Below are 25403 nucleotides of genomic sequence, written 5' to 3' on the forward strand. Positions count from 1 at the left end.
CGCAGCCCGCCTGGTGCAGCCAAAGGTTGCAGGAAACCCTTAAAAAACGCGGCAAATCGAAGTTTTCAGCGGGTTTTGCGAAGTGCCGCAGAGATCTGTGTGTGAAATACGTCACAGAGCGTCCAACAACACGGCGCACCGGGGGCGGTTCGTTGACAGCGAGGGGGCATTTACAGCATTCATCCTCCCAAGCCGTGTCCTGGATCGGGGGCGGTGGAACTTGTAACTTTCCTGCTTTAAGGAGGGATAACCTTGAAAAAGCAACTTCTCTGCACCAGCGCAATCGCCCTCGGCGTCGCTGCTGCCCCTGCCTCGGCCCAGGACTGGAACCTGGATTGGGGTGGTTTCTTCCAACAGCACATCGCGTATGCCGATGTCAGCACCCCTGGTGCTGCTGACTTCGACGGCGTCCAGATGTTCACCAACGCCGAAATCATCTTTACCCCGAACATCACGCTGGACAACGGCATGACCTTCGGCATCAACGTTCAGATGGAAGCTCTGAACAGCGGTGGTGGTGCAGACGGTATCGACGAAGCGTACATGTCGATCTCGAGCGACACGTTTGGCCGCATCGACGCCGGTTTTGAAAACTCCGCCGGTTACAAGATGATGGTTGGCGCACCGCAAGTCGGCTCCATGGCGATCAACTCGCCGTCCGCTTCGGCGTTCATCCCGTTCACCGGGTTCGCAGGTGGTCAGTTCCGTCAAGCCGGTCTGTCGTCCTACACTGAGGTCGCAGGCAACAACGACGTCGCGCGTATCACCTACTACACGCCGAGCTTCTCGGGCTTCACGGCTGGTATCTCCTACGCACCGTCGGCTGCTGGTAACGCTGCAAACGCCGCACCGGTCAACCGCAACGTTGGCCTGGTCGACATCTTCGACATCGGTGTGAACTACAGCCAGTCCTTCGGCACCACCGACATCACCCTGGCCGCTCGTTGGGGCACCGGTGACAGCAAAGTTGCGGGTACTTCGGATCCCGAAACCTGGGGCGTTGGCTTCCAAGTCGGCTTCAGCGGCTTCACCTTCGGTGCTGCCTATGCTGAAAACGACAACGCGGTCGCCAACACGGACCAACAAGGTTACAGCGTTGGTGTGGCATACGACGCCGCCGGTCCCTGGACCTTTGGCCTCGAAGCCTACATCGGTGAAATCGAAGACGGCTCGGGCGTCACCGACGACCACTACGAGTACTACAAACTCGCAGCTAACCGGGACCTGGGACCGGGCGTCAGCTGGACGACCTACCTGCTTTACGGTGAAACCCGCAACGACTCGCTCGTGAACGGCGACATCGACGGCACCGCAATCGGTACCGCGATCAACCTGAGCTTCTAAGCTTAGCTTGAACGAGATTGAACGGCGGGGGAGTGTACTCTCCCGCCGTTTTCTTTTAGGGAACGGGCAACCGTTCCCTTTTTGATGTGCCACAAAGGATGGACATGAAACGAAGTATTGTCTGGTTGGCCTCTTACCCGAAATCCGGCAATACATGGATGCGGATTTTTCTGGCCAATTACCTGTCCGATTCGAAAGAACCTCTAAGCATCAACCAGATTCAGCGATTTGGGTTTGGAGACTCGAAACCGGATCGTTACTTGGCTGCGACTGGCAGAAGGATCGACATAAACGATCCTGAAGCAACGCTTCAGGTGCGCGACCGGGTGTTGCAGGGTATCGTGGCAAACAATGCGGACGTGAACTTCGTAAAAACGCACAATTGTCGGAATCAGGCATTCGGTCATGAACTTATTCCGGCGCGATATACCAGGCAGGCGATCTATATCCTGCGCAATCCTCTGGATATGGTTTTGTCATACGCCCGGCACTACGGCATGACACATGAGCAGACCGTTGAATTTATCGGCCGGACAGACAGTGCCAATCAGGCAGACGCCACAACCACCTGGCAGTTCCTGGGCAGTTGGAGCGATCACGTCAAGGATTGGACGCAAGGCGGAGCGTTCCCGGTCTTATCGCTGCGCTATGAGGACCTGCTGGATGAGCCGCAGACCCATTTCGCCAAGACGCTCGAGTTCCTGGGTGTGCCGGTCGTGCCTGATCGCCTCGAGCGGGCCATCCGCTTTGCAAGCTTCGATGAACTGAAGAAGCAGGAAGAGCAATCGGGCTTCCAGGAAAAGTCGCCCAATTCCGAGCGCTTTTTCGCCAAGGGGCAGGCGGGGCAGTGGAAGGACGACCTCGACCCCGCGCTGGTGACGAAGGTGCGGCGGGAGCATAAACGCATGATGAAAAAACACGGGTATTACAGTGTCTGACCTGCGGCGTATCATCTGGCTGGCATCCTACCCGAAATCGGGCAACACATGGCTGCGCAGCCTTCTAGCGCATTATTTCATGCCACCGGGAATGGCGCCAGATATCAATAACTTACGCCAGTTTACCACTGCCGATATTCGGCAGGATTTCTTTGACGCCGCCAATGGCAGGCCGTTCCGGGGCAAGAGCGTGGAGGATTGGCTGAAGGTGCGCACGAAGGCGCTGCACATGATTGCGGGGGCCAAGCCGGGCAAGCATTTCGTCAAGACGCATTGCACGCCCGTCCGGGTGGGTCCAGTGGACCTGATTCCGCCAGAGGTCACGGCAGGCGCGCTTTACATCATGCGCAATCCCTTCGATGTGGCGCCGTCCTTTGCGCGGCATACATCTGTCCCGATGGATGCCGCAATCGACAAGATGTGCGACCCGGAAAACGTGATGGGTACGGAAACGGGTATTCTGGATGCTTTGGGGCGGTGGGACGACCATGTCACCCGATGGGCCACGGTGCCTGGAATGCCGCGGCACCTGATTCGGTATGAGGATATGCTGGACCGGCCGGCCAAGGCGATTGAGCGGTTGCTGAATTTTCTGAGCGTCAAGCCCGACCGACCGAAACTGGCCAAGGCGATCAAGGCCACCAGTTTCGCGTCGATGAAGAAGCAGGAAGAAAAACACGGGTTCACCGAACGACCCAAAGGCATGCAGAGCTTTTTCGCCAAGGGCACGGCAGGTGGATGGAAAGACGACCTGACTCCGGCGCAGGTGGGGCGGATCCGCGAAGAATTCGCGCCGGTGTTGGAACGGTGGTATCCCGAGATGCTGGATGAGACCGCCGAATTCGCCAGATCCGCCTGAGGCAACGCCTTAAAAAATTTCCGTAACATTCTGAATTGCCGGAATTTTACGCCGGACGCAGACCGAGGATTTCGCGTGTCTGGGCACAGGTCGCCACGGGGCGGTCGTATTTCGCACAGAGATCGGCGGCGCGCGCGATCAGCGCCGCGTTCGACGGCGCCAGCGTGTCGCGGTCAAGGCGCACGTTGTCTTCCAGGCCGGCGCGCGTGTGGCCACCCGCGGCTATGGCCCATTCGTTGACGACGATCTGATTTGCGCCGATGCCCGCGGCGCACCAATTGGCGTTCGGCGCACGCTCCTGCATGGTTTTCACGTAGAAGTCGAACACGGCCCTGTCGGCGGGCATGGCGTTCTTCACGCCCATGACGAACTGGACATAGAGCTGGCCGGGCAGGGCACCCGCGTCGTGCTTGGCAATGGCCTGCAGGATATGCGAGAGGTCGAACGCCTCGACCTCGGGGGTGATGCCGTAGGTCGTCATCTCGGCCGCGAGCCAGTCCACGAGATCGGGCGGGTTTTCGTAGACGCGGCTGGGAAAATTGTTGGAGCCGACCGAGAGCGAGGCCATGTCGGGCCGCAAGGACAGCATCCCGCCCCGTGCCTTGCCCGCGCCCGAGCGCCCGCCGGTCGAGAACTGGATCACGACGCCGGGGCAGTGTTTTTCCAGCCCCTCCTTGAGAGCCGCGAACCTCTCGCGGTCGGAGGAGGGCGACTCGTCGTCGTTGCGCACATGGGCGTGGATGATCGTGGCGCCGGCCTCGACAGCCGCGTGGCTGCTTTCGACCTGTTCGCTTACGGTGATCGGAACCGCGGGATTGTCGGACGTGCGGGGCACGGAGCCGGTGATCGCGCAGCACAGGATGCAGGGTTTGCCAGAGACGTCAGGCATTACTCACAGTTTCTTTCTCGAAGTGAACATCAATTCTGTGCGCGAAACTGCCACACCGAGGACGAATGGCCAAGGCGCGATCAACTGCATGTGCCAAGCTGGCGCGGTTGACGTGCCACCTAGTCCATGCGCATCGCTTCGGTTTCGATGTTGATGTCGACCGTGTCTCCCACCAATCCGTTTTCGACGCCGTAGGTCATGCCGAAATCGCTGCGCTGGATGCTGGCATCCATCGACAGCCCGAGCACGAAGCGTTCGTGGCCAAAGGGGTATGCCTCTGCTTTGTTCAACGTGACATTCAACGTGACCGGCTGTGTCTGGCCGAGGATGGTCAACTCACCCTCGACCGTGCCTTCGGTGTCGGACGTTGGTGTGCCGCCATTCGCAGTGAAGGTGATTTCAGGATGATTGGACACGTCGAGGAAATCGGCCTTGCGCACATGTTCGTTGCGGCCATCGTGAAACGTGTCGACGCTTGTGGCGTCGATGGTCACGGTGACCTCGCCCAGTTTCTGCGTTTCGCTGTCGTATTGAAAGCTGCCCTCGATCCCGGGGAAGATGCCTAGGGTCTTGGCATAGCCGACATGGTCAATTGTGAAATAGACCGAGGTGTGACTGGGGTCGAGTTCATACCGGGCCATCTCGGCCTGGGCAGCGGCGGGCAGGGCGGCAAGGGCTGCGGCCAGCATTTGAATTCGCATGTTGTCTCCTATCTGTTGGCATCTGGGGAATGACAGTTAACGGAAAGGTAGGGCGGCACGTGGCCCCTGCAACGGTGAAAACGGATAGGCCCGGTACCAGTCTGCGCTGTATGAGTTGGAACGTGCACCGCGCGAAAGGCACGGATGGACGGGTCGACCCAGCGCGTGTGCGCGCGGCAATACGGACGGACCTGGCACCGTGGAGGCCAGACATGCTGGCGTTGCAGGAGGCAGACGAAGAATGCCGTCCGCATGGCCGGATCCTCGATGTGGCGGGAATCGCGGCGGATACCGGGCTGAAGTACCAGCACGACAGCGCGGCACTGCGCTGGGGGCCGTGCAGCGACGGGTTCCTGGGGACGATCGTGTTCCTGCATCCACGCTTCGACGTCTTGTATAGAGACGTCGTCGACCTGCCCGGGCATTGTCATCGCGGTGCGGTCGTTGTCGAGGCCGAGGCCAACGGAACAGCATTTCGAGTGATGTCGATGCATCTGTCGTTGTTTCAGCCCCTTCGGGTCGTGCAGATGCGGATCCTTGGGCAATATCTGTATCGCCGCCCCGAAATGCAGACCATTCTGCTGGGCGATTTCAATGAATGGCGCCCCTGGGGCGGGCTGATGTTCAATGCCGGGCTGCTTGGGCGCCGGTTTTGCGGACCTGCAAGGCGCAGCTTTCCGTCGGGACGCCCCGTGTTGCCACTCGACCGGATCCTTACGGACCGGGCCGGCGCTGTGTGGGAGGTCGAAACGGTGCGTACGCCGCAACTGCGGCTTGCCTCGGATCATTTGCCGATCAGGGGTATCGTGGACCTGGACGCAGCGAAATGATCGGTCTGTGGTGAACGAATTGTGATCTGGCCGCGGGTGCCGCACGTTCTATGTAAACCCATCAGTGGCAAGGATAAAGCATGGTCGACGTAACCCCACAACAGAATGGTCCCGCGATAAGGGTTCGTCCGCCGATGGCAGAGTTTGTCGCGACAGCGGCGCTGATGGCGCTGGGGCTGCTGGTGCTCTCCGGCACGGTGCTGTTGACGCCGGTCTGGTCCATCATGGCCTTCGGGATTTGCGTCGGACTGGTCTCGGTGGGCCTGCGCGGCGGATATCCCCACACCGTTTTCGGCCTGTGCAACACCGTGACGCTGGGCCGGGCCGCGCTTTTATCCGTGCTGTTCGGCGCGTTGTTCGAGGTGAACGCGGTGTCGGCTTGGGTGGTCTTCTGGCTGTCACTGGCGATCCTCGCGTTTGACGGTGTAGATGGCTGGCTGGCGCGCCGCTCGCGGTTGAAATCTGCCTTCGGAGCCCGTTTCGACATGGAAACGGACGCGGCGCTGGGAGCGTTGCTTGCGCTATGGTTGCTAATTTCAGGCAAGACCGGAGCCGAGATCCTGGTCTTGGGCTTCATGCGCTATGGCTTCGTGCTGGCAGGTATGTTGTGGCCCGCGCTGCGCGCGGATTTGCCGGAATCGATGCGCCGCAAGACCATCTGCGTGGTGCAGATCGCGGCTCTGATTGCGTTGGTGTTTCCCCTGCTGCCGGAAGGCCTGGTGACACCGATCGCGATGGCGGCAGCGGCCCTGCTGGCCATTTCATTCGCGGTGGACACGATCTGGTTGGTGCGGCACCGCAAATGAGGCGGGCGCTGATCCTGATCTCGTCCGCGGGGCTGATGCTGTGCGTGCTGGCGTTGCCCAACCATCCCGGGCAGATGTCATTTTCGGGTATGGCCTATTGGCCGATAGAGTTGTCGGTTCTGCTGTTCGCCATGCTGGCCGCGGGTCAGGGGCGCGGCCTGGCCACGGCGGCAGCCTTGGCGCTGGTCGCGCTGACGGCGCTGAAGCTGGCGGATATGGCGAGTTTTGCGGCCTATAACCGTGGCTTCAATCCAGTGTCGGACCTCTTTCTGGTGGAGGCCGGGTTGAGCCTGCTGAGGGACAGCATAGGGCCGATGCGCACCGTGCTGCTTGTACTGGGCGCATTCATGGCGACGGCGATCCTGTTCACGCTGTTGCGTGGCGGGCTGAAGGCGTGGCAACGGCTAGTGCTTCCGGCGCCGGCGAGAGCGCTGGCATTGGTTGGAGTCCTGGCGACGAGCGGTTGGGCGGTCGCCGATACCGGGCACCACCTGGGTTACTGGTCGTTCGCTCAAAGCCCTCCGGGGTCGGCCCGGACGACCCGGGTTGCCGTTGCGCGGATCGGCGATGCGCGGGAAACCGTGGCGGAACTGGCGCGGTTCAAACGGGCGGCGCAGGACGATCCGATGCGCGACATCGCGGGCGTTTTCGATCGGTTGCAGGGGCGGGACTTGCTGTTGATCTGGATCGAGAGCTATGGGCGCGCGAGTTTCGACAATCCGGAGTATTCAGGCACGCATACCGCGACGTTGCGCGGCGCTGAAGCGGACCTGCGTGAGGCAGGCCTGGCTATGAAGAGCGGCTGGCTTACCTCGCCCACGGCGGGCGGTCAGAGCTGGCTTGCCCATGGCGCGCTGAACAGCGGATTGTGGACGTCGGACAATGCGCGGTACAGCGCGATGATCGCCAGTGGGCAGAAATGGCTGTTTCACTTCGCGCAGGCGGCGGGATATCGCACCGCTGCGGTCATGCCCGCGATCACGATGGCCTGGCCGGAAAGCGCGGCCATGGGCTTCGACCTTGTCTTCGAGGCCGAGGACATCCCCTACACGGGCGCGCCGTTCAACTGGGTCACGATGCCCGACCAGTTCACCCTGGCGGCCTACGGCGACCTTCTGTCCGAAGACCCGCGCCCGGATTTCGTGCAGATTGCGTTGATCTCGTCTCATGCGCCGTGGACGCCGGTGCCGCGGATGCTGCCCTGGGAGGCCATCGGCGACGGGTCCGAGTTCAGCGAAATGGCGGGGCAGGGTCCGTCCCCGCGAGAACTGTGGAAGGATCGCGACGCGGTGCGCGATGCGTATCGGAGATCGGTGGATTACGCGCTGCAGGCCGTCTTTTCCCACGTGGCGCGTCTGGGGGAGGCTGCCCCGCTGGTCATTGTCGCCGGCGACCATCAAGCGGCGGGGTTCGTGGCGGGCAGCGACAACAAGGACGTGCCGGTGCACATGATCGCGCCGCCGGAGGTCTTGGGGTTCATCGAGGCGTGGGGTTGGAGCGACGGCCTGATCCCGTCCGCCGCCGCGCCGGTGCGCCGGATGGACAGCTTTCGCGACGATTTCATCCGGGCGTTCACGTCGATGGAACAGATTGCAGGTGTCAGGGAATGAGGGCCTGGGCATTGAAACTGCTGGCGTCGGCGGGACTGATGGCGGCGATGCTGTGGTGGACGGACACGGAAGAAGTGGCCGGACGCCTGGCCAAAGCGGAGTGGACATGGCTGGCGGCAAGTCTCGGGGCGTTGACGCTGGCGACCGTTTCCATGGCCCGCCGTTGGCAATTGACGGCGCGCGCGCTGGATATCCGGATCGGATTTGGCCTCGCGCTGAGGGAGTATTACCTGGCGCAGTTGATCAATTCGGTCCTGCCCGGCGGCGTTCTGGGAGATGTGGGCCGCGCCGTGCGGGTACGCCGTCAGGCAGATTGGGCGCGTGCCGGACAGTCGGTTGCCGCCGAGCGACTGATGGGGCAGGTGGCGATGTTCACTCTGCTGAGCCTTGGTCTGGTCGGTGCGGTGATCGTGCCGGGCGGCACGGTATGGCCGGGCGGTGTCTGGACACTTTTGCTGATCATGCCGCTTCTGTGCGGCGTGGCCTTGTGGGTGGCACGGCAGTTTCCCGCAACCAGGTCGTTTCCGGGGCTGATCCGGCGGTTGCTCGGGCACCGCAGGATCGTTTTGCATGCCTTTTTCGGCGCGGGGCTGCTGGTTTTCGCACTCTACGCGTGCGCGCGGGCCACCGGCTCGGTCATACCCGCGGCCGGCCTGTTGACGGTACTGCCGCTGGTCTTCTGCGCGATGCTTGTGCCGCTGTCGATTGCCGGCTGGGGATGGCGCGAAGGGGCGGCGGCGGCGCTGTTCCCGCTGATCGGCCTCACGTCCGATGCAGGTGTGGCAATGGGCATCTGCTATGGCGCGATGATGCTGATCGCGACCTTGCCGGCGCTGGTTCTTCTTTGGGCGCCGAGCGCGAACGCATCCGCGGCAGGGGAGGCCGCATCGCAATGACCCGCGCCGTTTTCGCCATTCCCGGAGACAAGAACCAGCGCACCGGAGGGTACATCTATGACGCCACCGTGCTGAGTCGCTTGAATGCTTTGGGGCATGATACTGCCCACGTGCAGTTGCCGGACAGCTTTCCTGACCCATCTTCCATGGATATGCAGAAGACGTTCGATGCCCTGGCCGCGATCCCGCGCTCTTGTCCGACCATCGTGGACGGGCTGGCGCTGGGCGCGTTGGAACCGGCAGGACTGTGCCGTGTCGCCGCGCCGATCGTCGGGATGGTGCATCACCCGCTGGGACTGGAAAGCGGTCTGCCCGCAGACCGCGCCCGACGGCTTTTGGACAACGAGGCAGAGGTCCTGCGCCACGTGGCGCATGTGATCGTGCCGAGCCAGCACATCGCGGACACCGTGGCGCGGGAGCTTGGGGTCGAGCGGGACCGCTTGACCGTTGCGCCGCCGGGGTTCGAGCAACTGGACGAGGAAGCCGGACCGGTGCCGGCCAAGGCGATGCCACCGTTGATTCTTTCGGTGGGGCTTCTGACGCCGAGGAAGGGGCATGATGTCCTTCTCAAAGCGCTCGCCGAGCTGACCGACCTGGACTGGCAGGCAGAAATCGTCGGCAAGGCTCATGAGCCCGAGACCACCGAGAAGCTGCTCGCCGAAGCGGCGACGCTGGGGCTTTCGGATCGCGTGCGGTTCGCCGGAGAGGTGAGCGAAAAAGCGTTGAGACAGGCCTACGGCCGCGCAAGCGTCTTTGCCCTTGCGACCCGCTACGAGGGATACGGCATGGTGTTGAGCGAGGCGATGCAGAACGGTTTGCCGGTCGTCTCGACCCGTGTGGGCGCGGTTCCCGAAACGGTGGGCGAGGCGGCGCTGCTGGTGGAGCCGGACGAGCCCCTGGCGCTGGCCGAGGCAATCAGAACCTTGCTGACATCGCCGGAAGCCGCCCGCAGCTATGCCCGCGCTGCGCGCGACCGGGCGGCGTCGCTGCCCGGCTGGACACACACGGCACGTGTTTTCGCGGACGTTCTGGAACGGATTGGATCATGAGCCTGTTACTATTTCGAAAATGCGCGGCGCTCGTTCCGCATCACCCCGAAAAATGGAAGTTCCATGTTTGCAGTTGAAGTCCGCGATCACATCATGATCGCACATTCCTTGCCATCCCCCGTCTTCGGCCCGGCCCAGGGCCTGCACGGCGCGACCTTCGTCGTCGACGCAGCGTTCTATACAGAGGACCTGGACCCTAACGGCTTGGTGGTCGACATCGGCCTTGCGACCGAAGCGCTGAACGCGGCGCTGGAGCCGCTGAAATACGGCAACCTCGACGACAAGCCGGAATTCGAAGGCAAAATCACCACGACCGAGTTCCTGTGCCACCATATATGGGCGCAGCTTCGGGATACGGTCAAATCGAAGGGCCTGGGCGATGACGGACGTGTCAAGCGCATCCGGGTCCAGCTTCATGAAAGTCACGTGGCGCGTGGGTGGTATGAATCGGATATCTGACACGCAATTCCAGCCCGACTGGCTGAGCCTGCGCGAACCGGCGGACCACGCGGCGCGTGCCCCCGAATTGCTGCGCGAGGCCGCGTCATTGATGGCACCCGGAACGCGGGTCGTGGATCTTGGCAGCGGCACCGGATCGACGGCACGCGCGTTTGCCGCCGCAGGGTTCGAGACGATGAGTTGGCGCTTTCTGGACACTGATGAAGGCCACTTGCAGGTGGCCAAGGCGCGGCATCCGGCGGCCGACTGCGCGATGTGCAGCGTGGAGGATGTGCAGGCGCTTCCGCTCGAGGATGCCGGCCTTGTCACCACGTCCGCGCTTCTGGACCTGATGAGCGCCGCTTGGGCGGACGCGTTGGCGAAACGGTTGGCGGCGGCATCCATCCCGTTCTACGCGGCACTCAGCTTCGATGGCCGAATGGAGTGGGACCCGGGCTTGCCGGCGGATTCCGACATCGTGCGAGCGTTCAACCGGCATCAGCGCGGCGCCAAGGCGGGACAGGTCGCGATGGGGCCGGACGGTGCGGTGCAGACGGCGCAGGCCTTTGAGGCAAACGGTTTCGAAGTCAGGCTTGCTGACAGCGCGTGGCATCTTGGCCCGGACGATGCGGCCTTGCAGGCCGAATTCGTGGCCGGTGTCGCGGTCGCGGCCACCGAGGCCGGGGAAACGCAGGCCGAAAGCTGGGCCGAAGCGAGACTCAGGACAGTCAATCACACAGCCCTCAAGGTAGGGCACCGCGACCTGTTGGCGATCCCGGATGGAACGCCGGCGCAGACATTGCGGGAACCGCGGAGATGAGTATGGACGCACTGGATGTCACACCAAGGGTCTGGGCCCGTATCCTCGCCGCGCGGAACGACGAAGCGTGCTTGTGCTGCGGCGACTGGAGTTCCGGCGAGCGCGCCGCATTGACGCTATACGGGGGGCTGACGCGGACATTGAGTGGCCAAAGCGTGGTGGCACAGATCGGCCAGTCGCTGGACGGGCGCGTCGCGACAGAGTCGGGTGATGCGCAGGATATATCCGGCAAGGACGGGCTGGCGCACCTGCATCGCCTTCGGGCGCTGGTGGATGCGGTGGTAATCGGAGTGAAGACCGCGTTGCACGACAATCCGCGCCTGACTGTGAGGCTGGCCAAGGGGCGCAATCCGGCCCGCGTGGTGATCGACCCGAACGGACGGCTGCCCAATGACGCCGGCTTGCTGACGGACACGAGCGCGCGGCGCATCGTCATCCAGGCGGTCGACACGCCGCGTCCCGCCGATGTCGAGGTGATCCGTCTGCCGCGCGGCGCCTGGATCTCGCCGGCGCAGATCCTGTCGGCACTGCGCGGCTTGGGCCTTTACCATGTTCTGGTCGAGGGTGGAGGGATCACGATTGCGCAGTTCCTCGAGGCCGGTCTGCTGACCCGGCTGCACGTGGCCGTGGCACCACTGCTGATCGGGGCGGGGCCCGCGGGCCTCAAGACCTCGCCGGTGCCCTGCCTGGCCGAGGCGTTGCGCCCCAAGACCGAGGTCTACAGCCTTGGCTCCGACGTTCTCTTCGACTGTGCGCTGGCGCCCGAGCCGCCTGCCGAAGTGCTGTGGCCGCATCGCCTGAACGACCGCCCGGCCTTGCGGCACTGAAATTGTGTTCCGAATGTCCCGATCCGACCCTGATAATCTGAGAGTGTGTTCCATGTCGCCAGTACCTGAAAGTCTTCGACCCAGTATCGCGGAACGCCTGAGCCGGGTGAGCGCCGATCTGCGCCTTGGTCTGCCATGCCTTGTAGCCGACGGGGGCTCGCGGGCGGTCGTGGTGGCGATCGAGCCGCTGACCCAGGAGCGTCTGGATGCGCTGCGCGGGATGTTCGGCGTGCCCGAGCTTGTTCTGACCGGGAATCGGGCACGCGCCGCCATGGCACCTGTGCAAAGCGCCGATGTGACCGATGGCCCGGTGCGTATCCACCCGCCGAAACAGGCCGATATCGGCTGGTTCATGCGCCTGGCGGATGCCGGTCAAGATGCGGCGGCGGGCCCTGTCGCACCGCTGCATCGCGTACGATCGGAGGAGACGCGCCTGCATGGAGTAGCCCTGAGCCTGGTGAAGTCGGCAGAGCTGCTGCCGGCGGCGTTGGTGTTCGACGTGGCGCGGACCGCCGATTTGCCCGTGGAACTGGCCATGACGCACGTGGATGTGGCAGAGACGCTCGGACATTTTGCAAAGGCGCCGGTGCTGTCGCACGTGGCGGCGGCCGGCCTGCCGGTCGAGGCGCATGACGCAGGCCGGTTGCACGTTTTTCGCGACCCGGACGGACGCACCGAACACTACGCGTTCGAAATCGGAACACCGGATCCGGCGGGGCCGGTGCTGGCCCGACTGCACTCGGCCTGCTTTACGGGTGACGTGCTGGGCAGTCTGAAATGCGATTGCGGGCCGCAGCTTCGCGCCGCGATGTTGCGGATGGGCGAGGAGGGCGCTGGCCTGCTGCTCTACCTCAATCAGGAAGGGCGCGGCATCGGGCTGGCCAACAAGATGCGGGTCTATGATCTGCAGGCACAGGGCCTCGATACCGTGGACGCCAATCATACGCTGGGGTTCGAGGACGACGAGCGCGATTTCCGCGTGGCGGCTGTCATCCTGCGGCAGCTTGGCGTCGGGAAGGTGCGTCTGTTGACCAACAATCCGGCCAAGGTGCGGACCTTCCGGGCACAGGGGATCGAGGTCGTGGAACAACTGCCTCTGCGGGTTGGAAAGAACATTCACAACAGCGGCTATCTGTCCGTGAAAGCGCTGAAATCCGGGCACGCACTTTGAATACTGACGCAGCCCAGGCATTGTGGATCGTGGACAGGCAGACGGTTGAACTGCGGGCGGTCGAGGTCAATGCGGGACCGGAGGATGTGGTGATCGAGACCCTCTTCAGCGGGATCAGCCGCGGCACCGAGCGGCTGGTCTGGAGCGGGGGTGTACCAGCCAGCGAGCACGAAACCATGCGGGCACCGTTTCAGCAGGGTGCGTTCAGCTTTCCGGTGAAATACGGGTATGCCGCGGTGGGCACCGTGCAGGGGGGCGAACGGGCTGGGGAGACCGTCTTTGTCCTGCATCCGCACCAGACGCAGTTCGCCGTGCCGTCCGAGGCCGCGTGCCCGGTGCCAGACACGGTGCCGGCGGCGCGCGCGGTGCTTGCCGCCAACATGGAAACGGCGCTGAACATCACGTGGGACGCCCGTGTGGCGCCGGGCGACAGGGTCAGCGTGATCGGTGCCGGCGTGGTGGGTCTGTTGACCGGCTATGTCTGCGCGCGGATTCCGGGAACCGAGGTGACGATGGTCGATGTCGATCCGCGCAAGGCGGCCCTGGCCGACGCGATGGGCTGCGGTTTCTCGCAGCCGGCAGAGGCGGCCGGCGACAGGGACGTGGTCATCCACGCGTCGGCGACGGCGGAAGGTCTGGCTACGGCCATTGCGCTGGCGGGCATGGAGGCACGGGTTGTCGAGGCAAGCTGGTTCGGCACCAAGGCGCCCGAGGTGCCCCTTGGTGGTGCGTTCCATCAGCGCCGTCTACAGATCGTCAGCAGCCAGGTCGGGCAGGTGCCCGCGGACAGGCGCGTCAGGTGGAGTTACCGCAGGCGGCTGGAAAAGGCGTTGAATCTTCTTGCGGATCCAGCGCTGGATGTCCTGGTGTCCGGGGAGTCGTCTTTCGATCAGCTTGCCCAGGATTACGGTGCGATCCTCGAGGATCCGTCCGCGTTGTGCCACCGCGTCCGCTACGCCCCCGCGCTTTAGACGGTCGGCCCTTTGGACGTTCAGTCGCGTACACCGCGCAGGGCGCTGGTCACCACGAAGAGAACAGCGGCGACGCAGACGATGGAGGGGCCTGTCGGGGTGTCGAGCAGATACGCGGATTGCAGGCCCGCGACCGCCGAGACCGAGCCGATAGCGGCAGCGGCAACCGCCATCTCTTCGGGGCTGCGCGACAGGGGCCGTGCGGCGGCTGCGGGAATGATCAGCATTGCCGCAATCAGAAGCGCGCCGACGACCTTGATCGCCACGGCGACGGTGATGGCAAGGGCCAGTGTAAGGATCAGCCGTTCGCGCCGGGGGTCGATGCCGCTGGCATATGCCAGTTCGTCGCTGAGCGTCGAGGCCAGAAGGGCGGACCAGCGCCAGCCGATCAACGCCACCACCAGTGCGGCGCCGCCCCAGATCACGATCAGGTCGCCACGGGACACCGCGAGGATGTCGCCGAACAGATAGGCCATCAGGTCGATACGTATCCCGGACAGGAACGATACCGCCACCAGCCCGAAAGCCAGAGCAGAATGCGCCAGGACACCAAGAAGCGTGTCCATGGCATAGCCCCGTCCCGACAGCCCGGTGACGGTCAACGCCATGGCAAGCGAAACGGCCACGGCGCCCGCGAAGACCGAGATCTGCAGCGCCAGCGACAGCGCCACGCCCAGAATTGCCGCGTGCGCGGTGGCGTCACCGAAATAGGCCATCCGCCGCCACACGACGAAACTGCCGAGCGGGGCGGCCGCGCAGGCGACACCGATACCGGCCAGGGTGGCACGGATCATGAAATCATCGAGCATTATTCGGCGGCCTCGGTCTCGGTGCTGTTCGACGTATGGTCGTGCACGTGGTCGTGCGTGCAGGTCTCGTCATGGGCGTGGTCATGGTCGTGCCGGTAAAGCGCCAGTGCGCCGCCGGTGCCCGATCCGAACAGGGCCTGGTATTCGGGGGCGGCCGAGACGGTTTCGGGCGTGCCTTGGCAGCAAACGTGCCCGTTGAGGCAGATCACGCGGTCCGAGGCGCTCATGACAACGTGCAGTTCGTGGCTGATCATCACGATTGCACAGCCGGTCTCGCGGCGCACGTCCTCGATCTGGCGGTAGAACGCGGCAGAGCCGGGCTGGTCGAGCCCCTGGGTCGCTTCATCGAGCAGCAGAAGGTTCGGACGTCCGATCAGCGCCCGTGCCAGCAGGACGCGCTGCATCTGGCCGCCGGACAGGCCGTCCATTTGCCGGTCGGAAAGATCCGGGACCCCGGACCGGTCCAGTGCCTGCTCGATCGCGGCCCGGAATGCGCCGGAGGGCAGCCGCAAAAACCGTTTCACGGTCAGAGGCAGCGTTGGGTCGATGTGGAGTTTCTGCGGCACATAGCCGATACGCAGGCCGGCGCTGCGCACGATCTTGCCGGAGGAGGGCGCAACGGCGCCGATGAGTGCGCGCAGAAGCGTCGTCTTGCCCGATCCGTTCGGCCCCACGATCGTGATGATCTCGCCGGGTTCGACGGCAAGCGAGACATCGCGCAACACCCGGACGGCGCCGTAGCCGACGCTGATATTCTCGACGGAGACGAGGCTCATGTGTCGGCCTTGCCGGAGCAGGCGGGGCAAAGGCCCTCGGCCTCGACCACGGTTCTTTCGATCCGGAAGCCGGCCGCGCGAGCCGTCTCGCCCAAGTCGCCACTTGCGGGTGTCGCCTGCGCCTCTGCTACCGAGTCGCATTGGCGGCAGATCATGAAGGCGGGCGAGTGGTTGGCGCCGGGGTGGGAGCAGGCCACAAACGCGTTGAGCCGTTCGATCTTGTGCGCAAATCCGTTGGCGACGAGGAATTCGAGCGCGCGATAGGCCACCGGGGGCTGGGAGCCAAATCCGGCCTCGCGCAGGCGGTCGAGCATGTCATAGGCGCCAAGCGCACGGTGCTCCTGCAGCAGGATTTCCAGTGCCTTACGGCGCACGGGCGTAAAGCGCAGCCCTTCGCGGGCGCAATGCGCCTCGGCCTCGGAGATCGCGGCAGAGATGCAATTGGCGTGATCGTGCGTCTCGAAACCGAGTGGTTCGCTCGGGCCAGCGGTCCCTGATTTGTCGGTACTTGTCATATTATAACGTTTTGTATATTGCGACATGCAATGTTATGTAATTACAAGAGGCCGTGATGTCCAGAACCCTTCTTTCCCTGTCCGCCACGATGGCGTTCGTTGCAGGCACTGCCGGCGCCGAGGCACCGCAAGTCGCCGTGGATATCGCGCCGATCCATTCGCTGGTCGCCCGCGTCATGGACGGCGTGGGCCAGCCCGCGCTGATCGTGGCGCCGGGGGCAAGCCCGCACGAATACAGCTTGCGACCCTCCGACGCGGGGGCGTTGCAGGAGGCGGACGTGGTTTTCTGGCTCGGGCCTGACCTTACGCCCTGGCTGGACGGTGCGCTGGACACGCTGGCGGGGCAGGCCGATGTGGTCGAGTTGTTGGAGGTCGACGGCACGGTAACCCTGCCGGTCCGTGAAAATGCCTTGTTCGAAGCGCATGACCATGCGCACGGATCGGGCGGGCACGATGACCATGCGCATGGCGACGACCATGCCGATCACGAAGGTGATGAGGAGAAACATGCTCACGCGGAGTCGGAGTATGCGCACGACCACGATCATGAGCACGACCACAAGCATGAGCACGACCACGAGACAGGCGCCGAGCACGGCGAAAGCGCGGAGGGCCACGCCGCGCACGATCACGGCCATGGCGGGCTGGACCCGCATGCCTGGCTGTCGCCCGACAATGCCGCCACGTGGCTGACCGCGATCGCTGCCACGCTGTCGGAGGCCGACCCCGGGAACGCCGAGGCCTATCGCGAAAACGCCGCCGCTGGTGTCGACGAAATTGCCGCGCTGAAATCCGAGCTCGACGCTATCCTCGACCCGGTGCGCGGCGGCAATTTCATCGTGTTCCACGATGCCTACCAGTATTTCGAGGATGCCTTGAACATGCCTGCTGCAGGGGCGATCTCGGTCTCGGACGCGGCCGACCCCAGCCCGGCGCGCATTGCCGAAATTCAGGCACGGGTGCGTGATGAGGGTGTGACCTGCGTACTGTCGGAACCCCAGTTCGCCCCCGGCATCGTCGACGCGGTGATGGAGGATGCGCAAGCGCGGACGGATGTGCTGGATCCGCTTGGCTCGGACCTGGCGCCGGGACGCGCGCTTTATCCGCAGCTGCTGCGCAATCTTGCGACGACCCTGGCGGAGTGTCTTTAGGCCTCAGCTGCCGGTCTGGATCTGATAGCCGGGCCGGGTGATCGCCTTGACCGTGGTGATGGGCGCGCCGTCGATCCAGGTCGTGCGTTCGATCACCATGAGAGCGGCCCCGACGGGTGTCTCGAGAAGGCCCGCGATCTCTTCGTTCGCCGAGATGGCATAGAAGCGCAGATCGAGCCTTGTGTAGGGCTTGTTGTGGACAAGCCACTCGTTCGCGCTCTGCTCGGTGAAATCGAGATCGCGTATTTCGGGCGACGTCCGGGGGCAAATCCAGCGGTCCTCGAGGATGTAGGGCCGGCTGTCGGACAGGTGCAGGGCCTCGACGCGCACCATGGGGCGCGGCGTGTCGAGTTCGAATGCCGAGAGCACCGCGCGTGGCGCATTGGCTTCACGGCGGCGGATCAGGTGATAGCCATAGCGCCCACCGCGTTGTTCCACCTCGCGGCGGGTGATCGGGATGTCGAGCGTGGCGCGGGTGACCGGGTCGGGCCGCACCCGCGTTCCGCCCTTGCGCCGACGCTCCACCAGACCGCTGTCGGAAAGATCCTGCATGGCGCGTTGTACGGTGGAGCGCGCGCAGTTCAGGTCTTCGGCAATGTCGGCATCCCGCGGCAGGCGGTCGCCGGGGCCGTATTGCCCGGTGAGGATCTGGTCGTGGATCCTGTCGCGGACATCTCTCCACGACAGGCGCGGCGGCGTGGTCATATGGCCTGTCCCAGTTGCGCGGTGACAGCCAGGAATGCGTTGGTGATCCGGTCACGCGCGACGTGTCGACCGTTTTGGACCATGTGGCGCCCCGCGCTCCAGACATCGGTGACGCAACTGCGGCCACGGCCCGTGAAGATAAGACTGTCGAGCGCGGTGTCGCCGGAGCGATTGCAGATGAACTCGTTGTCTGTGGACACGGCAATGAGATCGGCAAGCTGACCTTCGGCAATCTGCCCCGAAGCTCGGCCCGCGGCCTGTGCTCCGGCCTGCGCCGCGGCGTCAAAGAGCACCCGGCCCGTGGAGCGGTCCGCCGTTGCCATCGCCGCGCGGCTGCGGTCGCGCAGGCGCTGAGAGTAGTCGAGCGTGGCTAGTTCCTCCCAGAGCGCGATGTGGATATTGGAATCCGAGCCGACGCCGAACCGGCCACCGGCGTCGCGATAGGTGATCCCGTTGAAGATACCGTCGCCCAAGCTCGATTCCGTGATCGGGCAGAGGCCGGCGACAGCGCCCGTGCCGGCCAGCGCACGGGTCTCGGCGTCCGTCATCTGCGTGCAGTGGATCAGGCACCATTCCGCGGTCACATCGGCATTGTCCAGAAGCCACTCGACCGGGCGGGCGCCGAGGTGGGCCTCGACCTCCTGAACCTCCGCGACTTGCTCGGCGAGATGCATGTGGATAGGGCCCTTGGGGCAGATTTGGCGGGCTTGCGCCAGCGCGTCAGGCGGCACGGCGCGGAGGGAATGGGGTGCCACCCCGATGGCAAAGTCCTCGGGCGCTTCGGCAATAAGCCTTGCGCTGTCGGCGTGCAGGCGGGCGAACAGATCCGGGTCGCTGCCGAACCGGCGCTGGCCGCCTTCCAGCGCGCGCCCGTCGCAGCCGCCCTGCATGTAGTGAACCGGCAGCAGGGTGAGGCCGATGCCGGTATTCGTCGCGGCCGTGGTGATCCGTCCGGCCATTTCGGCCAATTCGGCATAGGGTTTGCCGCCGATATCGTGGTGCAGGTAGTGAAACTCGGCCACCGCGCCATAGCCGGCCTCGAGCATCTCCATGAACACAAGCTCGGCGATGGCCTGCACGTGGTCCGGTGTCAGCCGGTCGAGAAAGCGGTACATCAGCTTGCGCCAGGTCCAGAAACTGTCGTCGGGGTCGGGGCCTCGGGTTTCGGTCAGCCCGGCCATGGCGCGCTGGAATGCATGGCTGTGCAGGTTGACCGGCGCAGGCAGCAACAGGTCGACGGTGTGCGCGCCGGGCGACGGCGTGCGGGAGATTCGCGTGATGCGCCCCTGGTCGATAGTCAGGCAAAGGTCGCTGACCCAGCCGTCCGGAGTAAGGGTTTGACGAGACTGGATTTCCTGCACGGGCGATCTCCATTGACAAAATATGTACCTACATATTAACGTTCCGTAGGCCGTGTGGCAAGGAGGGAAGAATGACCGATCATCTGACGATCACCAATGCCACCATCGCCTGCATGGACGGCTCCGAAGACGGATACGGCCTGATGCGGGATGCGGCGCTGCGGGTGCAGGGCGAGCGGATCGACTGGGTCGGGCCGATGGCCGAGATTGGCGAGGTGCCACAAGGCGCGCAGGTGCTCGACGCCGGAGGGCGGCTTCTGACGCCCGGTCTGATCGATTGTCACACCCACATTGTGCATGGCGGCAATCGCGCCCGCGAGTTCGAGATGCGCCTTGAGGGGGCGAGCTATGAGGAGGTGGCGCGCGCCGGGGGCGGGATCGTCTCGACCGTGACGGCGACGCGGGAGGCGAATGAGGATCTGTTGCTGGCGCAGGCGTTGCGCCGCGCCGACGCGCTGATCGCCGAGGGTGTCACGACGATCGAGATCAAGTCGGGTTATGGCCTTGATATCGAAACGGAACTGAAGATGCTGCGGGTGGCGCGCGCGGTGGGCGAGGCACGTCCGGTGCGGGTGGTGACTTCGTTTCTGGGCGCGCATGCAGTGCCCAAGGGCGCGGATGCTGACAGCTATGTCGACGAGGTCTGCCTGCCCGCGCTGGAGGCGGCCCATGCCGAGGGGTTGGTCGATGCGGTGGACGGCTTCTGCGAAGGGATCGCGTTCGACACCGCGCAGATCGCGCGGGTATTCGACAAGGCCGCGGCGCTGGGCCTGCCGGTCAAGCTGCATGCCGAGCAGCTGAGCAATATCGGCGGCACCAGGCTGGCAGCGCGGTACGGCGCTTTGTCGGCGGATCACGTGGAATATGCCGATGAGGCCGATGCCAGGGCGCTGGCCGAAGCGGGCAGCGTTGCGGTGCTGTTGCCCGGTGCGTTCTATACGCTGCACGAGACGCAAAAGCCGCCCGTGGTGGCGTTCCGCGCCCATGGCGTGCCGATGGCGGTGGCGACGGACTGGAACCCCGGGTCGTCGCCGATGGGCTCGGTCCTTTTGGCGATGAATATGGCCTGCACGCTGTTCGGTCTGACCCCGGCCGAGGCGCTGGCGGGCACAACGCACCATGCGGCGCAGGCGCTGGGGCTCTATGACCGGGGCGAGATCGCGCCGGGGATGCGGGCGGACCTCGCCATCTGGGATGTCGAGGAGCCGGCGGAGCTGAGCTATCGCATCGGGGTGAACCCGCTCTTCAAACGAATCTTCGGAGGGCGGGCATGACCTTGACGCTGGTGCCGGGAGAGACCCGGCTGGACACGCTGGAGCGGATGTGGCGCGACGGTACGGCGGCGGTTCTGGCGCCCGATGCGCGACCGGCGATCGAGGCGGCAGCGGGGCAGGTCGCTGCGGCGGCGCGTGGGGACGTGCCGGTTTACGGGGTGAATACGGGCTTCGGCAAGCTGGCCTCGGTGCGCATTCCGCCCGAGGATGTCGAGACGTTGCAGCGCAACCTGATCCTCAGCCATTGCTGCGGCGTGGGCGAAGTGCTGGAGCCCGAGACCACGTGCCTGATGATGGCGCTGAAGCTTTTGTCGCTGGGGCGGGGTGCCTCGGGCGTGCGGTGGGAGATTTGTGCGCTGATCGAGGGGATGCTGGCGAAAGGCGTCGTGCCCGTGATCCCGTCACAGGGGTCGGTGGGCGCGTCGGGCGACCTTGCGCCGCTGGCGCATATGGCCGCTGCGATGATCGGCGAGGGCGACGCGCTACTGCACGGTGTACGGATGCCAGCGGGCGAGGCGTTGGAGCAGGCCGGGCTGACACCCGTGGTGCTGGGCCCCAAGGAAGGGCTGGCGCTGATCAACGGCACGCAGTTTTCGACCGCCTGCGCATTGGCGGCGCTGTTCGACGGCGTGCGGGCGCTGAGGGCGTCGGTCGTGACGTCGGCGCTGTCGACGGATGCCATCATGGGCTCGACCCAGCCATTGCAGCCGGAAATCCACAGCTTGCGCGGCCACAGAGGGCAGATCGACGTGGCCACCGCGATGTCGGCCTTGATGACGGGCAGCGAGATCCGCGAAAGCCACCGCGAAGGCGACAGCCGGGTGCAGGACCCCTATTGCATTCGCTGCCAGCCGCAGGTGGCGGGCGCGGCGCTGGACCTGTTGCGCTTTGCCGCGACAACGCTGGAGATAGAGGCGAATGCCGTCACGGACAATCCGCTGGTGATCGAGGCGGGGATCGTTTCGGGCGGGAATTTCCACGCCGAGCCGGTGGCCTTTGCCGCCGACCAGATCGCGCTGGCATTGTCGGAGATCGGAGCCATCGCGCAGCGGCGCGTGGCGTTGATGGTGGACCCGGCATTGAGCCACGACCTGCCGCCTTTCCTGACGCCCGCGCCGGGGCTGAACTCGGGCTTCATGATTGCCGAGGTCACCACGGCGGCGCTGATGAGCGAGAACAAGCATCTGGCGAACCCATGTTCGACCGACAGCACGCCGACCTCGGCCAACCAGGAGGATCACGTCAGCATGGCCGCCCATGGTGCACGGCGGCTGCGCCGGATGAACGCGAACCTGTCGATGATCCTGGGCGTCGAGGCGCTGTGCGCAACGCAAGGGATCGAGGCGCGGGCGCCGCTGGTGACCTCACCGGCGCTGACCAATGCGCTGGGGGTGATCCGGGCTGTGGTGCCGGCCTTGAAAGAGGACAGACTTATGGCGCCGGACATGGAAAAGGCCGCGGCGCTGGTGCGCGACGACGCGCTGGCCTTTGAGACTGGCGTGGAGGTCTCGCTGTGAGTTTTCTCGAGGTGACGCGCGGGCAGAGCCCGCTGGTATTGGGGCTGCCGCATACGGGAACGGATGTTCCGCCCGACGTGGCCGAGGGCCTGAACGAGACCGGGCTGGCACTGGCCGATACGGACTGGCACATTCACGCGCTTTACGCCGGGCTGGTGGGCGATGCGACCACGGTGCGCACCACCATCCACCGCTATGTCATTGATGTGAATCGCGACCCGGAGGGCGCGAGCCTTTATCCCGGCCAGAACACCACGTCGCTGTGCCCGGTGACGGACTTTGACGGTCAGCCGATCTGGAAGGAGGGCGCCGCACCCGACAAGGCCGAGATCGCGCGGCGGCGCGAGGCGTATCATGCGCCCTATCACGCGGCGCTGGCGGCGGAGCTGGAGCGTGTGCGGGACATTCACGGGTTCGCGGTGCTTTATGACTGCCACTCGATCCGGTCGGAAATTCCCTTTCTGTTCGAGGGCGTTCTGCCGGATTTCAACGTGGGCACCGATGAGGGCCGCACCTGCGCTGCGTCGATCCAGGATAGCGTGTATCGTAGGTGCGAGGCGGCCCAAGGATACAGCGCCATCCTGAACGGGCGTTTCAAGGGCGGCTGGACAACGCGGCATTACGGGCAGCCTGGCGACGGCCTGCACGCGATCCAGATGGAGCTGGCGCAGTCCACCTATATGCAGGAAACCCCGCCCTGGGACTATGCGCCCGACCGCGCGGACCGCCTGCGCCCGCATCTGAAAACCATTCTAGACGACCTGATCCGTTGGAGGCCCGAATGACCAATCCCCGCCATAACCTGCGTGACATCTACCCGCCCACCGGTACCGAGATCACCGCCAAAAGCTGGCAGGCCGAGGCCGCGATGCGGATGCTGATGAACAACCTGCATCCGGACGTGGCCGAGAACCCGCATGAGCTGGTGGTCTATGGTGGCATCGGGCGTGCGGCGCGGACCTGGGACGATTTCGACCGGATCGTTGCCGGGCTGAAGGACCTCGAGGATGACGAGACGCTGGTGGTGCAGTCGGGCAAGCCGGTGGCCATCGTCAAGACCCACGCCGACGCGCCGCGCGTTCTGATCGCCAATTCCAATATCGTGCCACATTGGGCCAACTGGGACCATTTCAACGAGCTCGATAAGAAGGGCCTGATGATGTACGGCCAGATGACGGCCGGATCGTGGATCTATATCGGAAGCCAGGGCATCGTTCAGGGCACCTACGAGACCTTTGCCGAGGCGGGGCGTCAGCACTACGACGGAGACCTGACCGGCAAGTGGATCCTGACCGGCGGCTTGGGCGGCATGGGCGGGGCACAGCCGCTGGCCGCGGTCATGGCTGGGGCGTGCTGTCTTGCGGTGGAATGCAATCCCGACAGCATCGATTTCCGTCTGCGCACGCGGTATGTGGACGAGAAGACCGACAGCCTTGATGAGGCGCTGGAAATGATCGACCGCTGGACCAAGGCGGGCGAGGCCAAATCGGTGGCCTTGCTGGGCAATGCGGCGGATATCTTTCCCGAGATCCACAAGCGCGGCGTGCGCCCCGATATCGTGACCGACCAGACCAGCGCGCATGACCCGGTGAACGGCTACCTGCCGCAGGGGTGGAGCATGGCCGAGTGGCGCGACAAGCGGGAGAGCGACCCCAAGGCGGTCGAAAAGGCCTCGCGCGCGTCGATGAAGGTGCATGTGCAGGCGATGGTGGATTTCTGGAACGACGGGGTGCCGACGCTGGACTATGGCAACAACATCCGGCAGGTGGCGCAGGAGGAGGGGCTGGAGAATGCCTTTGCCTTCCCGGGTTTCGTGCCCGCCTACATCCGGCCCTTGTTTTGCAAGGGGATCGGGCCGTTCCGCTGGTGCGCGCTGTCGGGCGATCCGGAGGATATCTACAAGACCGACCAGGCGATGAAGGAGCTGTTCCCCGAGAACGAGAAGCTGCACACGTGGCTGGACATGGCGCGCGAGCGGATTTCGTTCCAGGGGCTGCCGGCGCGGATTTGCTGGATCGGGTTGGGCGACCGGCATCGGGCGGGGCTGAAGTTCAACGAGATGGTGGCCAGTGGCGAGTTGAAGGCGCCTGTGGTCATCGGGCGGGACCACCTCGACAGCGGGTCGGTCGCCAGCCCGAACCGCGAGACGGAAGCGATGAAGGACGGATCGGACGCAGTGAGCGACTGGCCCTTGCTGAACGCGCTGGTGAACACGGCGAGCGGCGCGACCTGGGTCAGCCTGCATCACGGCGGCGGCGTTGGCATGGGTTTCAGCCAGCACGCGGGCGTTGTGATCGTGGCCGATGGCACCGACGCGGCCGCCAAGCGGCTGGAGCGGGTGCTGTGGAACGACCCGGCCTCGGGCGTGTGGCGTCATGCCGATGCGGGTTACGAGAGTGCGATCGACTGCGCGAAGGATCATGGCTTGCGCCTGCCAGGCATCCTGGGGAACTGAGGAATGCACTACGCTCCCGGACAGGAAGACTGCCCGCTGCCGTTTTCGCCTTTCAAGAGCTGCACGGTGCCGCGGCCCATCGGATGGCTATCGACGGTCAGCGTGGACGGCGTGCACAACCTTGCCCCCTACAGCCAGTGGCAGAACCTGACCTTCGATCCGCCGATGGTGATGTTCGCGGCCAACCAGTACCCCGACGGGCGGCGCAAGGACACGGTGATCAACGCTGAACAGACGGGCTGGTTCGTGTGGAACATGGCGACCTATGCGTTGCGCGAGGCGGTCAACATTTCGGCCATGGCCGTGCCACCCGAGGATGACGAATTCGATGCGGCGGGTGTCACGCGCGCGGCCTGCATCGACGCGCCGGGAATTCGCGTAGCCGAGAGCCCGGCGCATTTCGAATGCAGGTATCTTTCGACGCATCGCTTGCGTGGCGACAGCAACGCAGGCTGGGTCGACGTAGTTTTTGGGCAGGTTGCCCGAATTCATGTCGACGACGCAGTTCTGACGCCCGAGGGCAAGCTGGACATTCCGAAAATCCAGCCGATCGCGCGGATGGGATATTACGACTACACTTGCATCAAGGATGTCTTCGAGATGCGCATTCCGAATGCGACGGGCGCAGCCGAAGACGGGCTGGAAGGCAAGGCCTAGGCTTTCGACACAAACGATAAACCACTGACCAACA

At 64.5% G+C, this 25403-nt stretch carries 26 protein-coding genes; 19 read left to right on the forward strand and 7 right to left on the reverse strand.

The annotated features are described in order from the left end of the window. Positions 1–252 precede the first annotated feature (252 nt). The 3 genes from ACQY4V_RS04835 to ACQY4V_RS04845 all read left to right on the forward strand — a co-directional run bounded on the left by ACQY4V_RS04835 (position 253) and on the right by ACQY4V_RS04845 (position 3141). Positions 253–1344, forward strand: coding sequence for a porin (locus ACQY4V_RS04835; protein WP_428515759.1), 1092 nt, complete (start codon positions 253–255; stop codon positions 1342–1344). Between the two features lie 104 nt (positions 1345–1448). Then, positions 1449–2282, forward strand: a complete 834-nt coding sequence (locus ACQY4V_RS04840) for a sulfotransferase domain-containing protein (RefSeq protein WP_428515760.1) — start codon at positions 1449–1451, stop codon at positions 2280–2282. After that, positions 2275–3141, forward strand: coding sequence for a sulfotransferase domain-containing protein (locus tag ACQY4V_RS04845; protein ID WP_428515761.1), 867 nt, complete (start codon positions 2275–2277; stop codon positions 3139–3141). The genes ACQY4V_RS04840 and ACQY4V_RS04845 overlap by 8 nt, the downstream gene beginning before the upstream one ends. A gap of 46 nt (positions 3142–3187) precedes the next feature. Here ACQY4V_RS04845 and ACQY4V_RS04850 read toward each other — a convergent pair whose 3' ends face one another. Together ACQY4V_RS04850 and ACQY4V_RS04855 are read right to left on the reverse strand one after the other, a co-directional pair. Continuing rightward, positions 3188–4030, reverse strand: a complete 843-nt coding sequence (locus ACQY4V_RS04850) for a 3-keto-5-aminohexanoate cleavage protein (RefSeq protein WP_428515762.1) — start codon at positions 4028–4030, stop codon at positions 3188–3190. Between the two features lie 119 nt (positions 4031–4149). Next, entirely contained in the window at positions 4150–4731 is a 582-nt protein-coding gene (locus tag ACQY4V_RS04855) for a YceI family protein (RefSeq protein ID WP_428515763.1), read from the reverse strand. Positions 4732–4841: 110 nt separating this feature from the next. Here ACQY4V_RS04855 and ACQY4V_RS04860 point away from each other — a divergent pair, with 110 nt between their 5' ends. The 10 genes from ACQY4V_RS04860 to ACQY4V_RS04905 all read left to right on the forward strand — a co-directional run bounded on the left by ACQY4V_RS04860 (position 4842) and on the right by ACQY4V_RS04905 (position 14149). Continuing rightward, the gene (locus ACQY4V_RS04860) at positions 4842–5561 is read left to right on the forward strand and encodes an endonuclease/exonuclease/phosphatase family protein (RefSeq protein ID WP_428515764.1); all 720 of its coding nucleotides are present in this window, start codon (positions 4842–4844) and stop codon (positions 5559–5561) included. 80 nt (positions 5562–5641) lie between these two features. Beyond that, the gene (locus tag ACQY4V_RS04865; protein ID WP_428515765.1) at positions 5642–6367 is read left to right on the forward strand and encodes a CDP-alcohol phosphatidyltransferase family protein; all 726 of its coding nucleotides are present in this window, start codon (positions 5642–5644) and stop codon (positions 6365–6367) included. Continuing rightward, a complete protein-coding gene (locus ACQY4V_RS04870; RefSeq protein ID WP_428515766.1) occupies positions 6364–7977 on the forward strand; it encodes a sulfatase-like hydrolase/transferase in 1614 nt (537 codons plus the stop codon). The genes ACQY4V_RS04865 and ACQY4V_RS04870 overlap by 4 nt, the downstream gene beginning before the upstream one ends. A gap of 38 nt (positions 7978–8015) precedes the next feature. Further along, positions 8016–8873 (forward strand): lysylphosphatidylglycerol synthase transmembrane domain-containing protein, encoded by an 858-nt coding sequence (locus tag ACQY4V_RS04875; RefSeq protein ID WP_428515767.1) that lies wholly within the window; start codon positions 8016–8018, stop codon positions 8871–8873. Then, complete coding sequence (locus tag ACQY4V_RS04880; protein ID WP_428515768.1) at positions 8870–9922, forward strand: glycosyltransferase family 4 protein; 1053 nt, start codon at positions 8870–8872, stop codon at positions 9920–9922. The genes ACQY4V_RS04875 and ACQY4V_RS04880 overlap by 4 nt, the downstream gene beginning before the upstream one ends. A gap of 63 nt (positions 9923–9985) precedes the next feature. Beyond that, entirely contained in the window at positions 9986–10381 is a 396-nt protein-coding gene (locus ACQY4V_RS04885; protein ID WP_428515769.1) for a 6-pyruvoyl trahydropterin synthase family protein, read from the forward strand. Then, a complete protein-coding gene (locus ACQY4V_RS04890; RefSeq protein ID WP_428515770.1) occupies positions 10365–11180 on the forward strand; it encodes a class I SAM-dependent methyltransferase in 816 nt (271 codons plus the stop codon). Before ACQY4V_RS04885 ends, ACQY4V_RS04890 begins: the two co-directional genes overlap by 17 nt. Then, positions 11177–12007, forward strand: a complete 831-nt coding sequence (locus ACQY4V_RS04895; protein ID WP_428515771.1) for a RibD family protein — start codon at positions 11177–11179, stop codon at positions 12005–12007. Before ACQY4V_RS04890 ends, ACQY4V_RS04895 begins: the two co-directional genes overlap by 4 nt. A 52-nt stretch (positions 12008–12059) precedes the next feature. Then, positions 12060–13178 carry a GTP cyclohydrolase II gene (ribA, locus tag ACQY4V_RS04900; RefSeq protein ID WP_428515772.1) on the forward strand — a complete coding sequence of 373 codons (1119 nt, stop codon included), beginning with the start codon at positions 12060–12062 and terminating at the stop codon, positions 13176–13178. After that, positions 13175–14149, forward strand: a complete 975-nt coding sequence (locus ACQY4V_RS04905) for a zinc-dependent alcohol dehydrogenase (RefSeq protein ID WP_428515773.1) — start codon at positions 13175–13177, stop codon at positions 14147–14149. Before ribA ends, ACQY4V_RS04905 begins: the two co-directional genes overlap by 4 nt. Before the next feature lie 20 nt (positions 14150–14169). Here ACQY4V_RS04905 and ACQY4V_RS04910 read toward each other — a convergent pair whose 3' ends face one another. From ACQY4V_RS04910 to ACQY4V_RS04920, 3 genes are read right to left on the reverse strand one after another with little or no spacing between them, the layout of a single operon-like run. Further along, the gene (locus ACQY4V_RS04910; RefSeq protein WP_428515774.1) at positions 14170–14958 is read right to left on the reverse strand and encodes a metal ABC transporter permease; all 789 of its coding nucleotides are present in this window, start codon (positions 14956–14958) and stop codon (positions 14170–14172) included. After that, entirely contained in the window at positions 14958–15734 is a 777-nt protein-coding gene (gene znuC, locus ACQY4V_RS04915; RefSeq protein WP_428515775.1) for a zinc ABC transporter ATP-binding protein ZnuC, read from the reverse strand. Before znuC ends, ACQY4V_RS04910 begins: the two co-directional genes overlap by 1 nt. After that, on the reverse strand, positions 15731–16249 hold the full coding sequence (locus ACQY4V_RS04920; RefSeq protein ID WP_428515776.1) for a transcriptional repressor: 519 nt from the start codon (positions 16247–16249) through the stop codon (positions 15731–15733). Before ACQY4V_RS04920 ends, znuC begins: the two co-directional genes overlap by 4 nt. Positions 16250–16305: 56 nt before the next feature. Here ACQY4V_RS04920 and ACQY4V_RS04925 point away from each other — a divergent pair, with 56 nt between their 5' ends. Further along, entirely contained in the window at positions 16306–17400 is a 1095-nt protein-coding gene (locus tag ACQY4V_RS04925) for a zinc ABC transporter substrate-binding protein (protein ID WP_428515777.1), read from the forward strand. 3 nt (positions 17401–17403) lie between these two features. On the opposite strand, the gene ACQY4V_RS04930 is transcribed toward ACQY4V_RS04925, so the two are convergent. Together ACQY4V_RS04930 and ACQY4V_RS04935 are read right to left on the reverse strand one after the other, a co-directional pair. Continuing rightward, positions 17404–18105, reverse strand: a complete 702-nt coding sequence (locus ACQY4V_RS04930) for a GntR family transcriptional regulator (RefSeq protein WP_428515778.1) — start codon at positions 18103–18105, stop codon at positions 17404–17406. Next, complete coding sequence (locus tag ACQY4V_RS04935) at positions 18102–19466, reverse strand: formimidoylglutamate deiminase (protein WP_428515779.1); 1365 nt, start codon at positions 19464–19466, stop codon at positions 18102–18104. The genes ACQY4V_RS04930 and ACQY4V_RS04935 overlap by 4 nt, the downstream gene beginning before the upstream one ends. A gap of 71 nt (positions 19467–19537) precedes the next feature. On the opposite strand from ACQY4V_RS04935, the gene hutI reads away from it, so the two are divergent. Genes hutI through ACQY4V_RS04960 form a run of 5 tightly spaced genes read left to right on the forward strand, consistent with a single transcriptional unit; the run spans position 19538 to position 25369 of the window. Next, on the forward strand, positions 19538–20740 hold the full coding sequence (gene hutI / locus ACQY4V_RS04940; protein WP_428515780.1) for an imidazolonepropionase: 1203 nt from the start codon (positions 19538–19540) through the stop codon (positions 20738–20740). Further along, complete coding sequence (hutH, locus tag ACQY4V_RS04945; RefSeq protein ID WP_428515781.1) at positions 20737–22257, forward strand: histidine ammonia-lyase; 1521 nt, start codon at positions 20737–20739, stop codon at positions 22255–22257. Before hutI ends, hutH begins: the two co-directional genes overlap by 4 nt. Next, a complete protein-coding gene (gene hutG / locus ACQY4V_RS04950; protein ID WP_428515782.1) occupies positions 22254–23042 on the forward strand; it encodes an N-formylglutamate deformylase in 789 nt (262 codons plus the stop codon). The genes hutH and hutG overlap by 4 nt, the downstream gene beginning before the upstream one ends. Further along, a complete protein-coding gene (hutU, locus tag ACQY4V_RS04955) occupies positions 23039–24712 on the forward strand; it encodes a urocanate hydratase (RefSeq protein WP_428515783.1) in 1674 nt (557 codons plus the stop codon). The genes hutG and hutU overlap by 4 nt, the downstream gene beginning before the upstream one ends. Before the next feature lie 3 nt (positions 24713–24715). Beyond that, on the forward strand, positions 24716–25369 hold the full coding sequence (locus ACQY4V_RS04960) for a flavin reductase family protein (protein ID WP_428515784.1): 654 nt from the start codon (positions 24716–24718) through the stop codon (positions 25367–25369). Positions 25370–25403 lie beyond the last annotated feature (34 nt).

The sequence above is a fragment of the Roseovarius sp. genome (assembly GCF_965277045.1).
Lineage (GTDB): Bacteria > Pseudomonadota > Alphaproteobacteria > Rhodobacterales > Rhodobacteraceae > Roseovarius.

Excerpts from the sequence above, each read along its gene's own strand:
- ACQY4V_RS04840 (WP_428515760.1), top strand. The coding sequence starts at position 1,449 with ATGAAACGAAGTATTGTCTGGTTGGCCTCTTACCCGAAATCCGGCAAT.
- ACQY4V_RS04850 (WP_428515762.1), bottom strand. The coding sequence starts at position 4,030 with ATGCCTGACGTCTCTGGCAAACCCTGCATCCTGTGCTGCGCGATCACC.
- ACQY4V_RS04855 (WP_428515763.1), bottom strand. The coding sequence starts at position 4,731 with ATGCGAATTCAAATGCTGGCCGCAGCCCTTGCCGCCCTGCCCGCCGCT.
- ACQY4V_RS04860 (WP_428515764.1), top strand. The coding sequence starts at position 4,842 with ATGAGTTGGAACGTGCACCGCGCGAAAGGCACGGATGGACGGGTCGAC.
- ACQY4V_RS04865 (WP_428515765.1), top strand. The coding sequence starts at position 5,642 with ATGGTCGACGTAACCCCACAACAGAATGGTCCCGCGATAAGGGTTCGT.
- ACQY4V_RS04870 (WP_428515766.1), top strand. The coding sequence starts at position 6,364 with ATGAGGCGGGCGCTGATCCTGATCTCGTCCGCGGGGCTGATGCTGTGC.
- ACQY4V_RS04875 (WP_428515767.1), top strand. The coding sequence starts at position 8,016 with ATGGCGGCGATGCTGTGGTGGACGGACACGGAAGAAGTGGCCGGACGC.
- ACQY4V_RS04880 (WP_428515768.1), top strand. The coding sequence starts at position 8,870 with ATGACCCGCGCCGTTTTCGCCATTCCCGGAGACAAGAACCAGCGCACC.
- ACQY4V_RS04885 (WP_428515769.1), top strand. The coding sequence starts at position 9,986 with ATGTTTGCAGTTGAAGTCCGCGATCACATCATGATCGCACATTCCTTG.
- ACQY4V_RS04890 (WP_428515770.1), top strand. The coding sequence starts at position 10,365 with ATGAATCGGATATCTGACACGCAATTCCAGCCCGACTGGCTGAGCCTG.
- ACQY4V_RS04895 (WP_428515771.1), top strand. The coding sequence starts at position 11,177 with ATGAGTATGGACGCACTGGATGTCACACCAAGGGTCTGGGCCCGTATC.
- ribA (WP_428515772.1), top strand. The coding sequence starts at position 12,060 with ATGTCGCCAGTACCTGAAAGTCTTCGACCCAGTATCGCGGAACGCCTG.
- ACQY4V_RS04910 (WP_428515774.1), bottom strand. The coding sequence starts at position 14,958 with ATGCTCGATGATTTCATGATCCGTGCCACCCTGGCCGGTATCGGTGTC.
- znuC (WP_428515775.1), bottom strand. The coding sequence starts at position 15,734 with ATGAGCCTCGTCTCCGTCGAGAATATCAGCGTCGGCTACGGCGCCGTC.
- ACQY4V_RS04920 (WP_428515776.1), bottom strand. The coding sequence starts at position 16,249 with ATGACAAGTACCGACAAATCAGGGACCGCTGGCCCGAGCGAACCACTC.
- ACQY4V_RS04925 (WP_428515777.1), top strand. The coding sequence starts at position 16,306 with ATGTCCAGAACCCTTCTTTCCCTGTCCGCCACGATGGCGTTCGTTGCA.
- ACQY4V_RS04930 (WP_428515778.1), bottom strand. The coding sequence starts at position 18,105 with ATGACCACGCCGCCGCGCCTGTCGTGGAGAGATGTCCGCGACAGGATC.
- hutI (WP_428515780.1), top strand. The coding sequence starts at position 19,538 with ATGACCGATCATCTGACGATCACCAATGCCACCATCGCCTGCATGGAC.
- hutH (WP_428515781.1), top strand. The coding sequence starts at position 20,737 with ATGACCTTGACGCTGGTGCCGGGAGAGACCCGGCTGGACACGCTGGAG.
- hutU (WP_428515783.1), top strand. The coding sequence starts at position 23,039 with ATGACCAATCCCCGCCATAACCTGCGTGACATCTACCCGCCCACCGGT.
- ACQY4V_RS04960 (WP_428515784.1), top strand. The coding sequence starts at position 24,716 with ATGCACTACGCTCCCGGACAGGAAGACTGCCCGCTGCCGTTTTCGCCT.